This is a genomic window from Thalassolituus marinus (genome assembly GCF_020320395.1).
In the GTDB taxonomy this organism is placed as follows: domain Bacteria; phylum Pseudomonadota; class Gammaproteobacteria; order Pseudomonadales; family Oceanobacteraceae; genus Venatoribacter; species Venatoribacter marinus.
In genome coordinates this window covers 40,961-55,054 of sequence record NZ_JAEDAH010000032.1, presented here as the reverse complement: position 1 = coordinate 55,054, position 14,094 = coordinate 40,961, and the positions used below count along the sequence as shown (strand labels likewise).

Below are 14,094 nucleotides of genomic sequence, written 5' to 3'. Positions count from 1 at the left end.
AAGTCAGGCGTCTGGCGCTGATTCGATATGTGTTCCGTTGAAGCGCAGTAGCTTCAAATTAACCAACAGAGCCTTCCAATGAAACTTCCAATAATTTGCCCGCTTCTACGGCAAATTCCATCGGCAGCTCTTTAAACACCTCTTTACAGAAACCGTTAACGATCATGGATACAGCTTTTTCTGTATCGATACCGCGCTGACGGCAGAGGAATAACTGATCGTCGCTGACGGTAGAGGTGGTGGCTTCGTGCTCAACAACCGCAGAAGGGTGCTTACTTTCAATGTACGGGAAGGTATGCGCGCCACACTGGTCGCCAATTAACAGCGAGTCACACTGGGTGTAGTTACGGGCGCCTTCGGCGTTCGGATTCATACGCACCAGGCCACGGTAGGCGTTCTGACTTTTACCGGCAGAAATACCCTTGGAAATAATGGTCGAGCGTGTGTTTTTGCCCAGGTGAACCATCTTGGTGCCGGTGTCAGCCTGTTGGAAATTATTGGTCAGAGCAACGGAATAAAACTCGCCAACCGAGTTGTCGCCTTTAAGAATACAACTTGGATACTTCCAGGTAACGGCAGAGCCGGTTTCAACCTGAGTCCAGCTGACTTTCGCATTGGTGTGTGCGACTGCGCGTTTGGTCACGAAGTTATAAATGCCGCCTTTACCTTCTTTATCACCCGGATACCAGTTCTGCACGGTGCTGTATTTAATTTCAGCATTGTCCATGGCGACCAGCTCTACCACCGCGGCGTGCAGCTGGTTTTCGTCGCGCATTGGTGCGGTGCAGCCCTCAAGATAGGACACATGAGAACCTTCGTCGGCAACAATCAGAGTACGTTCGAACTGGCCGGTCTTAGCTTCGTTGATACGGAAGTAAGTCGACAGTTCCATCGGGCAGCGAACGCCTTTTGGAATGTAAACAAAGGAGCCGTCGGAGAATACGGCAGAGTTCAGTGCCGCATAGAAGTTGTCGCGCTGTGGCACGACACTGCCCAGATATTTCTTAACCAGTTCCGGATGTTCGTGTACTGCTTCGGAAATCGGCATAAAAATAACGCCAGCTTCAGCCAGTTTTTCGCGGAATGTGGTGGCAACGGATACCGAATCGAATACTGCATCCACAGCAACACCGGCCAGTGCCATTTGTTCGTGCAGTGGGATACCCAGCTTTTCGTAGGTGGCCAGCAGTTCCGGGTCGACTTCGTCGAGACTTTTAGGCTTGTCAGCCATGCTCTTCGGCGCAGAGTAGTAGGACAGTGCCTGAAAGTCCGGCTTAGGATAGGTGACGTGAGCCCAGTCAGGCTCAACCATTTCCTGCCATGCACGGAAAGCCTTCAGACGCCATTCGGTCAGCCATTCAGGCTCACCTTTCTTGGCGGAAATAAAGCGCACAACATCTTCGTCCAGGCCTGGCGCAAGGGTGTCGGATTCGATGTTGGTGACAAAACCAGCCTGGTAGTCATTACCAATGCGGCGTTCAATTTCAGCGTTGCTGCTCATAGCGAAGTCTCTCTTCGAAGGGCCCGGCGGCGTCCTGCCTGCTCTGGCGGCCTTGCGCTGTCTGCCTGAGCAGGTGTCTTTCCTGCAGCAGTCCAGTCGCTTGATTCATTCCGGATACGCCGATTATAACCGATTCTGAAGTAATATCAGAGTGTTTTACTCGGGTATATTGTTAATCAATACCGGATTAGTATGCTTTAATGGTTGGGCATTCTAGCAAAGTGGATGAAATCTGACCAATTGCGACAGATTCTCATTATGATGGACGGGCCTCATGCTTAAAATCAGCAAGCTCACTGACTACGGTGTAGTGGTTCTGAACGTACTGGCAGAAGCCGGTGCGGTAAAACTCTCGGGAGAGGAGATTGCGGGCAAAACCGGTCTGGCGATGCCCACCGTGCGTAAGGTTATGAAAGCACTGGCCGATAGTGGTCTGGTGATTGCTCAGCGTGGAGCACGTGGAGGATATCGTATCGCCCGGGCGCCAGCGCAGATTCGTATGCTGGATGTTGTGCAGGCTTTCGAAGGGCCGGTGGCGCTGACCGACTGCGCGGCAGAAGAGGATGCCTGCGATATCACGCACAGCTGTTCTCTGTCCTCTAACTGGGGGGGCGTAAATCAGTTGATTACTCAGGTTCTTGCCCGGGTAACCCTTAACGATATCCGCCAACCTGAGCGCCAGCAGCAGCTGGTGCGGGATTCGATACCACATACTTCATTCATTGATCTGATTGATCTCTCCTGACCTGATATCCGTATACAGTGCTATTGAGGTTCTGTTTTTAACCAAATGGTCAAGTGTGAATTGAGGGTTTATTGAGCTGGGTGACAAAAATTGTCAACCAGTTATCAAAATTGTCACCATGGCGTAAAGCGTCGTTGTAAAGAAAGGGTGATTTGCCAGAATGGCCCCAACGAACAACAACTCTACGCTTTGGAGTCATCTGTGAGATTGTTAACGCCGTTACTGCTGTTGCTGTCTTTTTCGTGTTCTGCCCTGAGTCAGTCGACTGAACTGAAAGGGGTGGGGCGCTTTGAAACGCTGGATAACCCCTGGTTTCTGGTGGCTCTTTACGGAGAAACTAATCAACAGGACAAGCTGGTTGCCGACAAGCTTGAACTGAAGGTGGTTGAGGAAAAGGTCAGTGTTCGTCGTTTTCGCCAGTTGTGGCAGGACGTGTTTGCGGTCGGTGCTGACCGCCAGCAGTGGCTCAAACATTCCGATGATCTCAGTCGTTTCCTGGAACTGACGCGTGGCCCTCTGAAGACTAACGACTACGTCGTAATCGAGCGTCAGGGAGATGAAGCAGTGGTCAGTATCAATTACCGGGAACACGCCCGTCTGTCTGCTGAGTTCCTGACGTTGATGGTAGATACCCTCACTGCGCGTATAGCTCCGATTCCTGAACTGCGTGAAGGGTTATTGGGTATGCTGCCGGATGCCGAGCAGGATCAGTTGGTACGTCAGTTTATCCGTGGCGAACCAAGCCTTGGTCGTATCAGTGAAACAGCTCGCTGGCTGCGTCGTATGCCTGCCTCTGACAAGCAGGAACAGGTTACTCAGCTCTGATATAATTCTGCGCCTTAGCCCGCGGTGATGTCCGCAGAGTACAGAGGTTTGCAGTTGAGTCCGGAATACACAGATCGTTTTGGCGGTATTGGCCGCTTATATGGCGTACAGGGCCTGAGCCGATTACAGGCGGCACATGTATGTGTCGTTGGCATTGGTGGTGTTGGAACCTGGGCTGCAGAGGCGCTGGCGCGTTCCGGTATCGGTGAAATCACTCTGATTGATATGGATGATATCTGCGTCACCAATACTAATCGTCAGATTCACGCAATGGACGGCGAAATTGGCAAGCTGAAGGTTGAAGCGGTTGCTGAACGTATTCGTCGCATTAACCCTGAATGTCAGGTACATGCGATTATGGATTTCGTTACCGAAAAGAATCAAACAACTCTGATTCACACCGGCCTGGATTACGTTATTGATTGCATTGATAGCGTAAAAAGTAAGGCCGCGTTAATTGCTCACTGCAAGCGTAATAAAATCCGCATTGTCACAACCGGAGCTGCGGGCGGCCAGATCGATCCGACTCAGATTCAGGTGGCGGATCTGAATAAAACATTCAATGATCCTCTGGCGCGCAAAGTACGTTCTTTGCTGCGTCGGGAATACAACTTCTCGCGTAATCCTTCGCGCAATTATTCGATTCCCTGCGTTTTCTCCACTGAGCAGCTGGTCTATCCACAACCGGATGGCAGCGTGTGTCAGGCGAAGCCAAGTGAAGGAGAGAGCACCCGCCTGGATTGCGCTTCAGGTTTTGGTTCCGCCACCATGGTGACCGGTACGTTCGGTTTTGTTGCTGCTGCACGGGTTGTGAAGCGCATTGCTGAAGGTGCCGGCAAAAAAAGCTGACACCTTGCTCGCAGTTTACAGGGGGAAGGGCTTATTTGAGGTGAGCAGGGCCATTCCCTTGACGATGCGGTACACCGACCAGATAAATACGCCCAACAGTATAAAGTAGCCGATAATAAACGGGCTCAGCACAAAGCCGATGATGGTGAGTCCAAGCCCCCACCAGAAAATACTGATCAGATTATTCAGGTGCCCGGCGTAGCGACTGCCATCAGCATCGCTGCGTTTGACCATGCACCAGATTCCACCAATCAGCCAGAAAATGCCGGTGAAGTAGCCAGCAATCATGCACAGGTAACCAACCAGTGCGGCGGTGCGTACGGCATCGTTCTGGTCAGAGTCCGGTTCCGGGAGTTGTGCAGGGTTCTGTTCGCTCATAAGGTCACTCAGAGTGATGCGCCATCAAACACTTCGACTGGCAAAGAGAATGGGTCAGTACCTTCAAGACAACCAATGTTGATGCGGTAATGATCTTTTTTTCTCAGTGTCTGGTGGAAAGGGTAGATGCCGCATTGTTTGCAGAAGTAGTGTGCCGCAATCCCACTACCGAAGCGGTAGACCTGAAGTGCGTCGTTTCTGACCTCCAGCTGCAGGGATTCCGGTGCGATGACATAGGGAGTCATCAGTGCTCCTTTGCGTCGGCATACCGAGCAATTACAGCGCACACCTGAGGTAATCTCGTCTGCATCAAACTGAAATGAAACAGACCCGCAGTGACAGCTTCCCTGATACTTCATCGACAATCTCCTTATGACTTCTGGTTAACCGGACAATCGGGTTCCAGACAGGTATTCACCTCGATGGTGACGTGTGCCAGTTGACGATAACCGCTTAGCAGCTGTTTGTAATGCGACACGTCCTGAGGCGTGTGTGTCATCAACGATATCATGGCTGCGTAGTGATTGCCGCTGACGCGCCAGATATGGATGTCTGTGACAATATTATCGGCATCCTGTTCCAGGGTTTTGCGAATAGCGGTTCGTTTTTCTTCGGCAAGACTGGCATCCAGCAGCACCGGAGCGCTTTCCTTCACCAGCCCAACTGCCCAGCGAGCAATAATCACCGCACCAACAATGCCCATCAATGGATCCAGCCAGTTCAGCCCCATATATTTACCTGCCAGCAATGCAGCAATGGCAAGCACTGACGTCAAAGCATCCGCCAGCACATGCATGTAGGCCGCGTATAAATTCATATCATGATGATGGTCGTGGTCATGCTTGTGATGATTGTCGTGGTCGTGGTCGTGGTCGTGGTCGTGATGGTGATCATGACCGTGATGATGATCATGACCCAGCAACATGGCGCTGATCAGATTAATCGCCAAACCCAGAACGGCTACCCAGATGGCCTGGGTAAACTGAATGGTCTGAGGTTCAAACAGACGCACAACGGATTCAACTGCCATAACCAGCGCAACCACTGCCAGAGCGACCGCGCTGGCAAAGCCACCCAGCACATTCACTTTACCAGTACCAAAACTGAATTCCGGATTGCTGGCATGACGACGGGCATAGCGATAGGCAAACAGGGTGATAAGGAAGGCCGCAACGTGGGTGCCCATATGCCAACCGTCCGCCAGCAAGGCCATAGAGCCATACCAGGCTCCGGCAACGATTTCCGCCACCATGGTAATGGCGGTCAGAATCAGTACCCAAAGCGTACGCTTTTCGCCTTCATTGTTCGTTGAGTTGAAGTCATGGCTGTGTTGCCACTTCTTTATGGAATGTGTATTCGCCATTGTGCTGATAATACTGCGTTGGATCGGAGGTCATCTGAAAGTATCAGGGTTGGCCGTGTTGTATCACAGGGGCTGACAGCTGGCCAGCAGACGCCCGTCTGTCAGTTGCGGTCATTTACCGACAGAGGCAATCGACTACTGGTACTGGCATCGTATTTTTCGTATGGTCAGAGGATAAATAAGAGCCGGGCACGAGTGATGCCGTACAGGCCATAAATTCTCACCATTAACCTGTATTTCTTTGGGGGATACCGCTTTGAAAATTGTGACATTTCTGCTGTTGTTATGTTTTGGCGGCTCTGCGATTGCGTCGGTGGCTGACGATGCGCAGCGTAAACGAGAATTGCTCGAGACTTATGCGCATCGCGTGACAACGGAAATGTGTCTGATTACCCGTAACGGGGGCGATAAGGCTGCCAGTCAGCGTTTGCAGGACGTTTTGTCTGAGGCAACAGTACTGAGTCGCGATATCGCAGGAATCTGGCCGGACATAAACAGTGAATGGCAAAAGACCGCGCAGTTTGTTGCTGATAATAAAGCCGCTGCTGACAGCGGTGACGTGGTCAATGTGTTACCTAACCTGCAGATCCGCCAGGAAGCTTTGTATCAGGCGTTTGATCAGGATCGCCCGGCCAGTCGCAGTGGAGCTGATGAGCAGGCAGTGATGGTGATGCTCGACAGTCTTGAGCGCATGCTGGCCAGCTATGTGATGTTTCAGACCAGTATGTTTGGTGGCCACGGCTTTACTGAGGTCGGGATTGAAAGCCAGAGCAAGCGTTTCGATGAAGCGCTGGCCTCTCTGCATGATGAAAAACTGAAAACCGATATTGCCGGTAAGTGGAAGTTCGTGAAGGGAGCCTTGCTGGCTTACAACGAAAAGGCCGCCGTGTTTATTGTTGACCGTACTGGCCGCTCAATCCGTGATCTCCTGGTGAATAACCTGCAAATGCCGCAGGTGGCAGCGGAATAATGATGCTTCGGGCCAGGCAGCAGCATCTGACTGACCCGTATACTTGCTCAGGACTGTTTTAACTGTTTCAGCAGGGACTCCGGTACCTTCGTGATACGCAATTCGTTACTGACGCCATCAAAAACAATTTCCTGTTTTTCCAGCATACTGGCCGAGAAACTCAGGCTGAGGTCTTTGTTCTTGCCACTGTAGCGGATAAAGCCTTTCAGTTTTTTACGGTCCGGAATCAGTTCTGTTTTTATCGCTTCTGCCACGACTTCCGTACTCGCACCCTGTGCGGCCAGTTGTTCCGGCGACAACGATTGCCGGGCTTCAGCCTGACGTTCTTTCTGTTTGTCGATGATGTAATGGGAAAACGCCTTGGCCGGCTCTGCCTTGATTTCGTTCGACAGATAATCGGCCAGCTCTTCGAATACCACGGGTTCGCCGCGCATATCCTGTTCCATGCAGTAATCCACAACCTTGGCCTTGCATTCGAAGCCCTGCTCCGGCGGCAGAGTGTGGCTGAACTGGTCAACAATTTCGAGGAAAGCTTCAGTCTCGGCTGCCGTATTCAATGTATCGGTAAAGCCAATACATTCGGCAAAGTGATTCTGCACTGGCTTATCGCCGCGCCCGAAACTGAAGGTCAGGTATTTGCTGTCATCATCGGCCAGCCAGTCTGTCAGGTTGAGCATCACGCCGAAGCCGGTGTTTGAGAAGTCGAGGTAGTGCGTTTCTGTCAGCGTCATATCCGGATTGATGGAGACACTGGTTTTGCGGCGCAGGTGAAAAATATACAGGCGATCGCTGTCGGCCAGCTGTTCCAGAAAGAACGCAAGATAGCCCTCGATGGCCAGTTCACTGTTGTCGAGGCTGTTGGCAAACTGCTTACTGATACGCCGGGTCAGAGCGATAAAGGTCTGGCGATCTGCCTGCCAGTCCTGAATCAGGGCTCTGACCTGGGTGATCTCCGGATGAAACACGCCGTAGCGTTTCCCTGAGCGCTGGGTAAAAACCCCTTTCAGCTGAGCGCTGGTCTGCGCATAGAAGTGCGCCAGGCTGTCATGCTCAAGATCGGCTTCCTGTTCACTGCTGACCAGGGTGGCGGCCGGATCTTTGCTTTCCTTGCTGATTTGATGCGTTACGAAGTGTTTCAGGCTCATAGTGGCGATCTCAATTCCGGGTTGTATCAGTGACCGTCGAATTCACAGATGGCGTAGACATCAAAACCAGCCTGCTTCAGGCGCTGGCTACCGTTCAGATCAGGCAGATCGATAATGGCGGCAACTTCGACCACTTCGGCCTGCAGGCGCTTAACCAGCTCACAAGCGGCCAGCATGGTGCCTCCGGTGGCAATGAGGTCGTCCATCACCAGAACACGATCGCCTGGAGCAAATGCATCGGTGTGCAGCTCAATGGTGGCGCTACAGTATTCCAGGTCGTAGCTTTGAGTGACGGTTTCGAACGGTAGTTTACCTTTCTTGCGTACCGGTACCAGGCTGATGCCCAGTTCGTAGGCCAATGGTGCTCCGAGAATGAAGCCACGCGCATCGATGGCGGCAATGGCATCCAGCTTCTGGTTCTGGTAACGATGAACAAAGCTGTCGATCAGCTTGCGAAAGACCGCCGCATCCTGCAGCAAGGGCATGATGTCGCGGAACATAACGCCTTTCTCAGGCCAGTCTGCTACGGTTCGGATGGCATTCCGGATATCGTCTGAATAAGCGCTCATAGTCTTCTCTGCGGTCAAAAGCGCCGCATTATAAACGCAAGGAGGCTAAACAGCATGGGGCTGGCTGTATCTTTTCGTTGCCTGATGTCCGGGGCGTTCATACAATCCGGCCTTTGATATCTACCAGGCCCGGATGGGATCCTCTCTCATGACATATGCGCTATCCCGTAGCGAGCACCTCGCGACTCTCAAATTGTCAAATCATCAGCGTTATCAGCACTTTATTGCCAAAGTGGTGGCTAATGGCGAAATCTGGAGCCTGGCAAACTCAGACGGTTGGGTGACATTGACGTCAGATGGCGACAATTGTCTGCCCGTTTGGCCACACGCCGACTATGCTTCAGAGTGGGCTAACGGAGATTGGGCAGATTGTGCTCCCAAAGCGGTGGCTCTCGATGTCTGGCTGGAACGCTGGACTAAAGGTCTTACAGACGATGAAACCTGGTTAGTGGTCTTCCCGAATCTGAAGGAAGAGGCTTTGCTGGTGGAACCGTCTGAGCTGGATGATGACCTGCGAGATGCGCTGTAAGGGGGTTGCCGTAAAACGGTAACACTCTGTCTGTACGCTTGGCCCATTCATCCAATTTGAGTGGAGACGGATCATGCGTACAGGGATTCAGATATCGCTATTCAGTGCAGTAATGACAGCCAGCGCGTTTGTTAGTGCGGAATGTCCTGCAATTTTTCAGCAGCCTATCAAGGCGCTGAATAATGAGGCCAGCATCGACCTCTGTGCTGTGACGGCCGGTAAGCCGGTGTTGCTGGTGAATACTGCCAGTCGGGGTGGTTTCGTCGAGCAACTGGCTGAACTTGAAGCCATTCATGAACGCTACAAAGATCACGGGCTGGTCGTGATCGGTGTTTCATCCGATAGCTTTGATGGCAAAGCTGATGAAAATGCTGCCGCTGACATCTATTTCCACAATTACGGTGTGACCTTCACTATGGCTGGCAATGTCGATGTCGCCGGAGATAACGCGCATCCTTTGTATCAGGAAGTCGCCCGGCAGTACTACGCACCGAAATGGAGTTTCTATAAGTATCTGGTAACAGCAGAAGGGCAGGTTGTGGCTACCAACAGCAGCTTTACCATGCCCAGTACTGAAACGCTTGATGCTCTGATCCGTGGCGAACTGCAGGCACCTCTGCAAATCGGATATCTTTCGGCTCGTTAATCAACGGGCTGGTGCTCATGCAGTGACTTTTCTATAGTTAGGGATATTCTCTTTCTATCGTGGAGTCACTCATGCTTCGTGTCTTGGTTACCCTGCTTTTTTCTACGCACATCGGCTTTGCGGCAGCAGCTGAATGCCCAGCCGTTTTTCAGCATGAAATGAAACAGTTACACAGCTCTAAAATACTGAATCTGTGTGACGTTGTGGATGGCCATCCGGTGATGCTGGTTAACACTGCCAGTCATTGCGGTTTCACTGACCAATTCTCGGACCTCGAAGCCATTCATGAGAAATACAAAGATCAGGGACTGGTGGTGATTGGCGTGTCATCGGATTCATTTAATCAGGAAGCTGATGATGAGGCCGAAGCCGCAGATGTGTGTTTCAAAAACTTTGGCGTGACTTTCACCATGCTGGCGACCGTGCCGGTGAAAGGGAAAGAAGCGCACCCATTGTTTAAGGAAATTGCGCGTCAGGACGTTGCTCCTAAGTGGAACTTCTATAAGTACCTGATCGATCGCAATGGCAAGGTTGTCAGTTCCAACAGCAGCTTTGGTATGCCGTCGGACGACGATATTAAGGCATTGCTGAAACCCTGACTGGCGCCTGAATTAACCATGACATTATCTGAATTACTGTCAATTGAGCCGCTGGACTGGTGGCACATCAGCTCCGCATTGATCTGCGGCACAGTCGTAGGGCTAGAGCGCCAGTTACGTGGTAAACCGGTCGGTATCCGCACGTCATCGCTGATCGTGCTGGGAACCTATGTGTTTGTGACACTGGCCCAGTCGGTTTCCAATGATGCCACTGATGCCTCGCGTATTATCGGTCAGGTGGTTACCGGCGTTGGTTTTCTTGGAGCTGGTGTGATGCTGGCAAAGGATGGCATCGTACTGGGTGTCACCTCTGCGGCTACCATCTGGGCGCTGGCTTCAGTGGGAGTTGCCTTGTCGTTGGCAGAGCCGAGAGTAGCAATCAAGTTGTCTTTTCTGATTGTAGTGATTCTGGTGGGAGTGGACCTGCTGGAGAACTACTCGTCTGCCTTCACCCGAGGCGTGCATTCACGCTACAGCAACTGGCGTTCACGTCGCTGAATCTGCAATTCTCTGTGCCGCTGAAGGTGGTTTTGTAACCTCGCCAGCTTGTGGTACCTTGCGCGGCTTTTTTCAGTGGTAAGAGAGACTGCGTTATGATCTGCGGCTTTGACTACGGCACTTCCAATTGTGCCATCGGTGTAAAAGACGGTGGCGCCATTCGCCTGGCACAGGTCGATGGTGATAAGACCTTTATGCCATCCGCATTGTACTCTCTGGGGCGTGAGCTGATCTGCGAACAGGTCGCCCATCATTTACCGCCATCACTCAAAGATGAGTTTGTTGCTATTCGTCGTGGCCAGCTGCAGTCTGCTCTGCGAGTGCGGCGTGAGCTGGATATTGCCACTGACGAGCAGGTGATGTTTGTCGGTCACCAGGCTTTTGCCCATTATTTTGCCGACCCGGAAGAAGGCTATTTCGTTAAGTCTCCGAAATCGTTTCTCGGTGCCAGTGGCCTGCGTCCCGAGTTTATGCACTTCTTCGAAGATATCGTCACTGCCATGATGCTGTCGGTTAAACAGCGTGCTGAGCTATCACTTGGACGTGAGTTGAAGCAGACCGTCATCGGCCGTCCGGTGAATTTTCAGGGGGCTCCAGCCAACGACACGGGTGCTGAGCTGAGTAACCAGCAAGCGCTGGATATTCTTGGTCGGGCAGCGACGCGTGCAGGTTTCACCGATGTTGAGTTTCTCTATGAACCGATCGCAGCGGGTTTAAGTTTTGAGCGTAGTCTGGATAAAAACCAGACCGTATTGGTGGTGGATATCGGCGGTGGTACCAGTGACTGTGCCATGGTACGCATGGGCCCGCAGCACCGGGTTAAAGATGACCGCCGTGATGATTTTCTCGGCCATAGTGGTGAGCGGGTGGGCGGTAATGATCTGGATATTCAGTTAGCCGGACGTCAGTTAATGCCGCTGTTTGGCATGAACGCCTTACTCAAAACCGGCAAGCCGATGCCAACCAAAACCTTTCTGGACGCCGTGTGTACCAACGACGTTGGTGCTCTGGGACGCTTTGCCAGCCTGGAAACCGGTTTGTATCTGGAACAACTGCAGCGTGATTGTGCCGAGCCGCAGCTTATCGAACGCCTGATCCGACTGCGCGAGAATAAACAGAATCAGCAGCTGGTGCGTAGTGCAGAAGAATGCAAAATTGCCTTATCTGAACAGGATCCGGTTGCTCCGGATCTCAGCTACATAGAGGCGGGACTGACGACGCAGATTTCAGCAGCGCAGCTGGAACAGGCCATTGCCCGCCCGTTAGAGCGAATTACCCGCCTGATGGAAGAAGCCATCGCCCAGGCAGGCGAACAGCCAGATGTGATTTTTGTTACCGGTGGTAGTGCCCGTTCGCCGCTTATTCGCCAGGCGGTAGCGCGTACGCTGGGTGATATTCCTATTCTCGATGGAGACCATTTCGGTAGTGTTACCGCTGGCCTGACTGAATGGGCTGATAAAATTTTTCGCTGAAAAAAGGGCACGCAGTGCGTGCCCGAAAAGTCTACCGACAGATAAGTGCTCTACAGCTGATCGTTGATGGCACGGATACTGCGCCAGTCGACCAGTTTGAAGTTCTGGGTGGTATCCGGCAGCAGATTACGACCATCCTGCACCACCAACATGCCTTCAGGGTAGTTATCGCCTAATGCCTGCGAGCTGACTGTTAAGCCGTCAGTTTCTGAGGCACCATCGATGGCTGAGCTGGCGTTCAGGCCGACGCGAAAACGATCGATATACTGGTAGGGTGCTTCGGCATTAAACAGCACATAGCTGTCATTGCCCTGACTGGAAACGAGCAGGAATGCTTTGCCATCTCGGCGATAGACGTCCATACCTTCGATGTCGTCGACCAGAATGTCAGATACCGCAGCAACCTGGACAAGCTCGGTAGCGTCGCTGGCTTCAGCTCCCAGAGTCCATACAGCGACATCCTCTTCTCCGATAAATAAACGCTTCATCTGGTCGTCGGCAGCACAACCTTCCGGCTGACTTTGTACGGCAAATTCGCGCACTTTGCGGCCGCTCCAGCCGTTCGCGCTGTCGATGATCTGATACTGCTCAAAGCGGCCATCTTTATCGTTGATAAAGACATAGACCTGGGACGACGGGCTGCGGTACATACAGAGTCCGTATACATCATTTAGCGATGTTTCGATTTCATTAACCGCAGTGACGATGCCGTTGTCCGGGTGAATATGGAACAGGGAAATCGCATGGCGGTCACGCTGGCTGGCGGCGGCGATATCCGCTTTTTTCCCTTTAAAAGTAAACCCCTGGCGTACATCAACATTGTTGACTCGACCAACCAGCAGTTCCTGTTTTTCCTCACCGAGCAGGTCATAAACATACAGACCACGCTTTTTATTGGTACCGAGAATCCGGCTCTCTTCTGGAGCGTGAGTATTTACCCATATCGCCGGATCATCGGCGGCATCACCACGATCAGCGACAGGAGTAGTTTCGCCAGTGGCTGGCACCTGAGCGATAGGTTGATGTGTCACTGGTGCTTGCGGTAACGGGAGTTCGGCGCTGAACAGAATGCCGCTGTCATCATCCAGCAGACTAACCCAGACGTTATCGGCAATGGCGCTTGCCGTCAGACTATCGCTGGCAATCTGTGCCGGTAAGTCCCACTGTTTGTGGGATGCGGTGTCGCTACCGTGCAGGTTGTAACTGTGCAGCCGGTGTGTACCGGCTTCGGCGATCAGTAAATGGCCGTTGGCCAGCGCCAGTGGGCCGGCATTTTTATGCAGATTTCCATGCGGAGCGATCAGGTCGACCACGCTGCGCGCGACTTCGCTTTCTGCCCGGGCGTTGTAGCTCCACACGCCGATATTTTCTTCACTGACAAATAATTGTTCAGTGACATCATCGACGATGCAGTACTCGCTGTTGGGTGGCAGTGGGAACTGACGGATTTCACTATGCAGCAAGGTGTTTTGCTGACCATCCGTTAGCAGCAGCTGGTGGGCCATTTGCTGCTCGTCCATTGCGAACAGATTTAACTCTGTTGCGCTCGGTTGATACAGACACATACCTTCAACCGGATAGGGCAGCGCCTGGCTGTAGCGGACATCGATAAACTTTCCCTGGGCTATGCGATAGCTGATCAGGCGGTTGTTTTTTGTGTCCAGACTGACGTAGCGATCTCCCTGCGGGTCTCGGCGCTGGTCGATGAATTCGGCTGCGGTAGCCAGTGTTGAAGTCACATCGCTGTGGCTGATCAACTGAATGCCCTGCTCAGCGTCAGGCACGAGCCATTGATTTTCATTGAGTGCCAGTGATTGTTCGCCAGCAAAAGGCAGTGGCTGCAGTGCAACCGTATTGCTGCCTTCATAGGAAGTGACACTGCTACAGCCAGTAATCAGGGTGCTGCCTGCCAGAGCGATGCTGATAAATAGTTTTTGCATAACGTTGTTAATACCTGATGCAGCTGTAAAACAGCTGCTGATAAATTCGCTTAAGTACGCCGGGC

16 protein-coding genes are annotated in these 14,094 nt (G+C 52.3%); 9 read left to right on the top strand and 7 right to left on the bottom strand.

Going from position 1 to position 14,094, the window contains the following annotated elements:
- Nucleotides 1-58: 58 nt before the first annotated feature.
- Complete coding sequence (gene sufB / locus I9W95_RS06905; protein ID WP_225673233.1) at nucleotides 59-1,501, bottom strand: Fe-S cluster assembly protein SufB; 1,443 nt, start codon at nucleotides 1,499-1,501, stop codon at nucleotides 59-61.
- 274 nt (nucleotides 1,502-1,775) lie between these two features.
- On the opposite strand from sufB, the gene I9W95_RS06900 reads away from it, so the two are divergent.
- From I9W95_RS06900 to tcdA, 3 genes are all read left to right on the top strand, one after another.
- On the top strand, nucleotides 1,776-2,246 hold the full coding sequence (locus I9W95_RS06900) for an SUF system Fe-S cluster assembly regulator (protein ID WP_225673231.1): 471 nt from the start codon (nucleotides 1,776-1,778) through the stop codon (nucleotides 2,244-2,246).
- 201 nt (nucleotides 2,247-2,447) lie between these two features.
- Entirely contained in the window at nucleotides 2,448-3,071 is a 624-nt protein-coding gene (locus I9W95_RS06895; protein WP_225673228.1) for a hypothetical protein, read from the top strand.
- A 54-nt stretch (nucleotides 3,072-3,125) separates the two neighbouring features.
- Nucleotides 3,126-3,920 carry a tRNA cyclic N6-threonylcarbamoyladenosine(37) synthase TcdA gene (gene tcdA / locus I9W95_RS06890; RefSeq protein WP_263866125.1) on the top strand — a complete coding sequence of 265 codons (795 nt, stop codon included), beginning with the start codon at nucleotides 3,126-3,128 and terminating at the stop codon, nucleotides 3,918-3,920.
- 15 nt (nucleotides 3,921-3,935) lie between these two features.
- On the opposite strand, the gene I9W95_RS06885 is transcribed toward tcdA, so the two are convergent.
- Genes I9W95_RS06885 through dmeF form a run of 3 tightly spaced genes read right to left on the bottom strand, consistent with a single transcriptional unit; the run spans nucleotide 3,936 to nucleotide 5,661 of the window.
- A complete protein-coding gene (locus I9W95_RS06885; RefSeq protein WP_225673224.1) occupies nucleotides 3,936-4,298 on the bottom strand; it encodes a DUF4870 family protein in 363 nt (120 codons plus the stop codon).
- 8 nt (nucleotides 4,299-4,306) lie between these two features.
- Complete coding sequence (locus I9W95_RS06880; protein ID WP_225673222.1) at nucleotides 4,307-4,657, bottom strand: GFA family protein; 351 nt, start codon at nucleotides 4,655-4,657, stop codon at nucleotides 4,307-4,309.
- Nucleotides 4,658-4,668: 11 nt separating this feature from the next.
- Entirely contained in the window at nucleotides 4,669-5,661 is a 993-nt protein-coding gene (gene dmeF, locus I9W95_RS06875; protein WP_225673220.1) for a CDF family Co(II)/Ni(II) efflux transporter DmeF, read from the bottom strand.
- Between the two features lie 256 nt (nucleotides 5,662-5,917).
- Between dmeF and I9W95_RS06870 the strand changes: the two genes are divergently transcribed.
- Nucleotides 5,918-6,631, top strand: coding sequence for a hypothetical protein (locus I9W95_RS06870; RefSeq protein ID WP_225673218.1), 714 nt, complete (start codon nucleotides 5,918-5,920; stop codon nucleotides 6,629-6,631).
- A gap of 47 nt (nucleotides 6,632-6,678) precedes the next feature.
- Here the strand turns inward: I9W95_RS06870 and I9W95_RS06865 are convergent, their stop codons facing one another.
- Together I9W95_RS06865 and I9W95_RS06860 are read right to left on the bottom strand one after the other, a co-directional pair.
- Complete coding sequence (locus tag I9W95_RS06865; RefSeq protein ID WP_225673216.1) at nucleotides 6,679-7,776, bottom strand: nucleoid-associated protein; 1,098 nt, start codon at nucleotides 7,774-7,776, stop codon at nucleotides 6,679-6,681.
- Between the two features lie 26 nt (nucleotides 7,777-7,802).
- Nucleotides 7,803-8,345 (bottom strand): adenine phosphoribosyltransferase, encoded by a 543-nt coding sequence (locus tag I9W95_RS06860; protein WP_225673214.1) that lies wholly within the window; start codon nucleotides 8,343-8,345, stop codon nucleotides 7,803-7,805.
- A gap of 148 nt (nucleotides 8,346-8,493) precedes the next feature.
- Here I9W95_RS06860 and I9W95_RS06855 point away from each other — a divergent pair, with 148 nt between their 5' ends.
- The 5 genes from I9W95_RS06855 to yegD all read left to right on the top strand — a co-directional run bounded on the left by I9W95_RS06855 (nucleotide 8,494) and on the right by yegD (nucleotide 12,089).
- Nucleotides 8,494-8,874 carry a DUF2750 domain-containing protein gene (locus I9W95_RS06855; RefSeq protein ID WP_225673212.1) on the top strand — a complete coding sequence of 127 codons (381 nt, stop codon included), beginning with the start codon at nucleotides 8,494-8,496 and terminating at the stop codon, nucleotides 8,872-8,874.
- A 73-nt stretch (nucleotides 8,875-8,947) separates the two neighbouring features.
- The gene (locus tag I9W95_RS06850; RefSeq protein WP_225673210.1) at nucleotides 8,948-9,520 is read left to right on the top strand and encodes a glutathione peroxidase; all 573 of its coding nucleotides are present in this window, start codon (nucleotides 8,948-8,950) and stop codon (nucleotides 9,518-9,520) included.
- Between the two features lie 71 nt (nucleotides 9,521-9,591).
- The gene (locus tag I9W95_RS06845) at nucleotides 9,592-10,119 is read left to right on the top strand and encodes a glutathione peroxidase (protein WP_225673208.1); all 528 of its coding nucleotides are present in this window, start codon (nucleotides 9,592-9,594) and stop codon (nucleotides 10,117-10,119) included.
- Nucleotides 10,120-10,137: 18 nt separating this feature from the next.
- Entirely contained in the window at nucleotides 10,138-10,617 is a 480-nt protein-coding gene (locus I9W95_RS06840; protein WP_225673207.1) for an MgtC/SapB family protein, read from the top strand.
- Between the two features lie 95 nt (nucleotides 10,618-10,712).
- Nucleotides 10,713-12,089 (top strand): molecular chaperone, encoded by a 1,377-nt coding sequence (gene yegD, locus I9W95_RS06835; protein ID WP_225673205.1) that lies wholly within the window; start codon nucleotides 10,713-10,715, stop codon nucleotides 12,087-12,089.
- Nucleotides 12,090-12,139: 50 nt separating this feature from the next.
- Here yegD and I9W95_RS06830 read toward each other — a convergent pair whose 3' ends face one another.
- Nucleotides 12,140-14,029 (bottom strand): phytase, encoded by a 1,890-nt coding sequence (locus I9W95_RS06830; protein WP_225673203.1) that lies wholly within the window; start codon nucleotides 14,027-14,029, stop codon nucleotides 12,140-12,142.
- Nucleotides 14,030-14,094: the final 65 nt, after the last annotated feature.

Bases quoted from the DNA above. Each gene is read 5' to 3' on its own strand.
- sufB (WP_225673233.1), bottom strand. From the start codon at position 1,501: ATGAGCAGCAACGCTGAAATTGAACGCCGCATTGGTAATGACTACCAG.
- I9W95_RS06900 (WP_225673231.1), top strand. From the start codon at position 1,776: ATGCTTAAAATCAGCAAGCTCACTGACTACGGTGTAGTGGTTCTGAAC.
- I9W95_RS06885 (WP_225673224.1), bottom strand. From the start codon at position 4,298: ATGAGCGAACAGAACCCTGCACAACTCCCGGAACCGGACTCTGACCAG.
- I9W95_RS06880 (WP_225673222.1), bottom strand. From the start codon at position 4,657: ATGAAGTATCAGGGAAGCTGTCACTGCGGGTCTGTTTCATTTCAGTTT.
- dmeF (WP_225673220.1), bottom strand. From the start codon at position 5,661: ATGGCGAATACACATTCCATAAAGAAGTGGCAACACAGCCATGACTTC.
- I9W95_RS06865 (WP_225673216.1), bottom strand. From the start codon at position 7,776: ATGAGCCTGAAACACTTCGTAACGCATCAAATCAGCAAGGAAAGCAAA.
- I9W95_RS06860 (WP_225673214.1), bottom strand. From the start codon at position 8,345: ATGAGCGCTTATTCAGACGATATCCGGAATGCCATCCGAACCGTAGCA.
- I9W95_RS06855 (WP_225673212.1), top strand. From the start codon at position 8,494: ATGACATATGCGCTATCCCGTAGCGAGCACCTCGCGACTCTCAAATTG.
- I9W95_RS06850 (WP_225673210.1), top strand. From the start codon at position 8,948: ATGCGTACAGGGATTCAGATATCGCTATTCAGTGCAGTAATGACAGCC.
- I9W95_RS06845 (WP_225673208.1), top strand. From the start codon at position 9,592: ATGCTTCGTGTCTTGGTTACCCTGCTTTTTTCTACGCACATCGGCTTT.
- I9W95_RS06840 (WP_225673207.1), top strand. From the start codon at position 10,138: ATGACATTATCTGAATTACTGTCAATTGAGCCGCTGGACTGGTGGCAC.
- yegD (WP_225673205.1), top strand. From the start codon at position 10,713: ATGATCTGCGGCTTTGACTACGGCACTTCCAATTGTGCCATCGGTGTA.
- I9W95_RS06830 (WP_225673203.1), bottom strand. From the start codon at position 14,029: ATGCAAAAACTATTTATCAGCATCGCTCTGGCAGGCAGCACCCTGATT.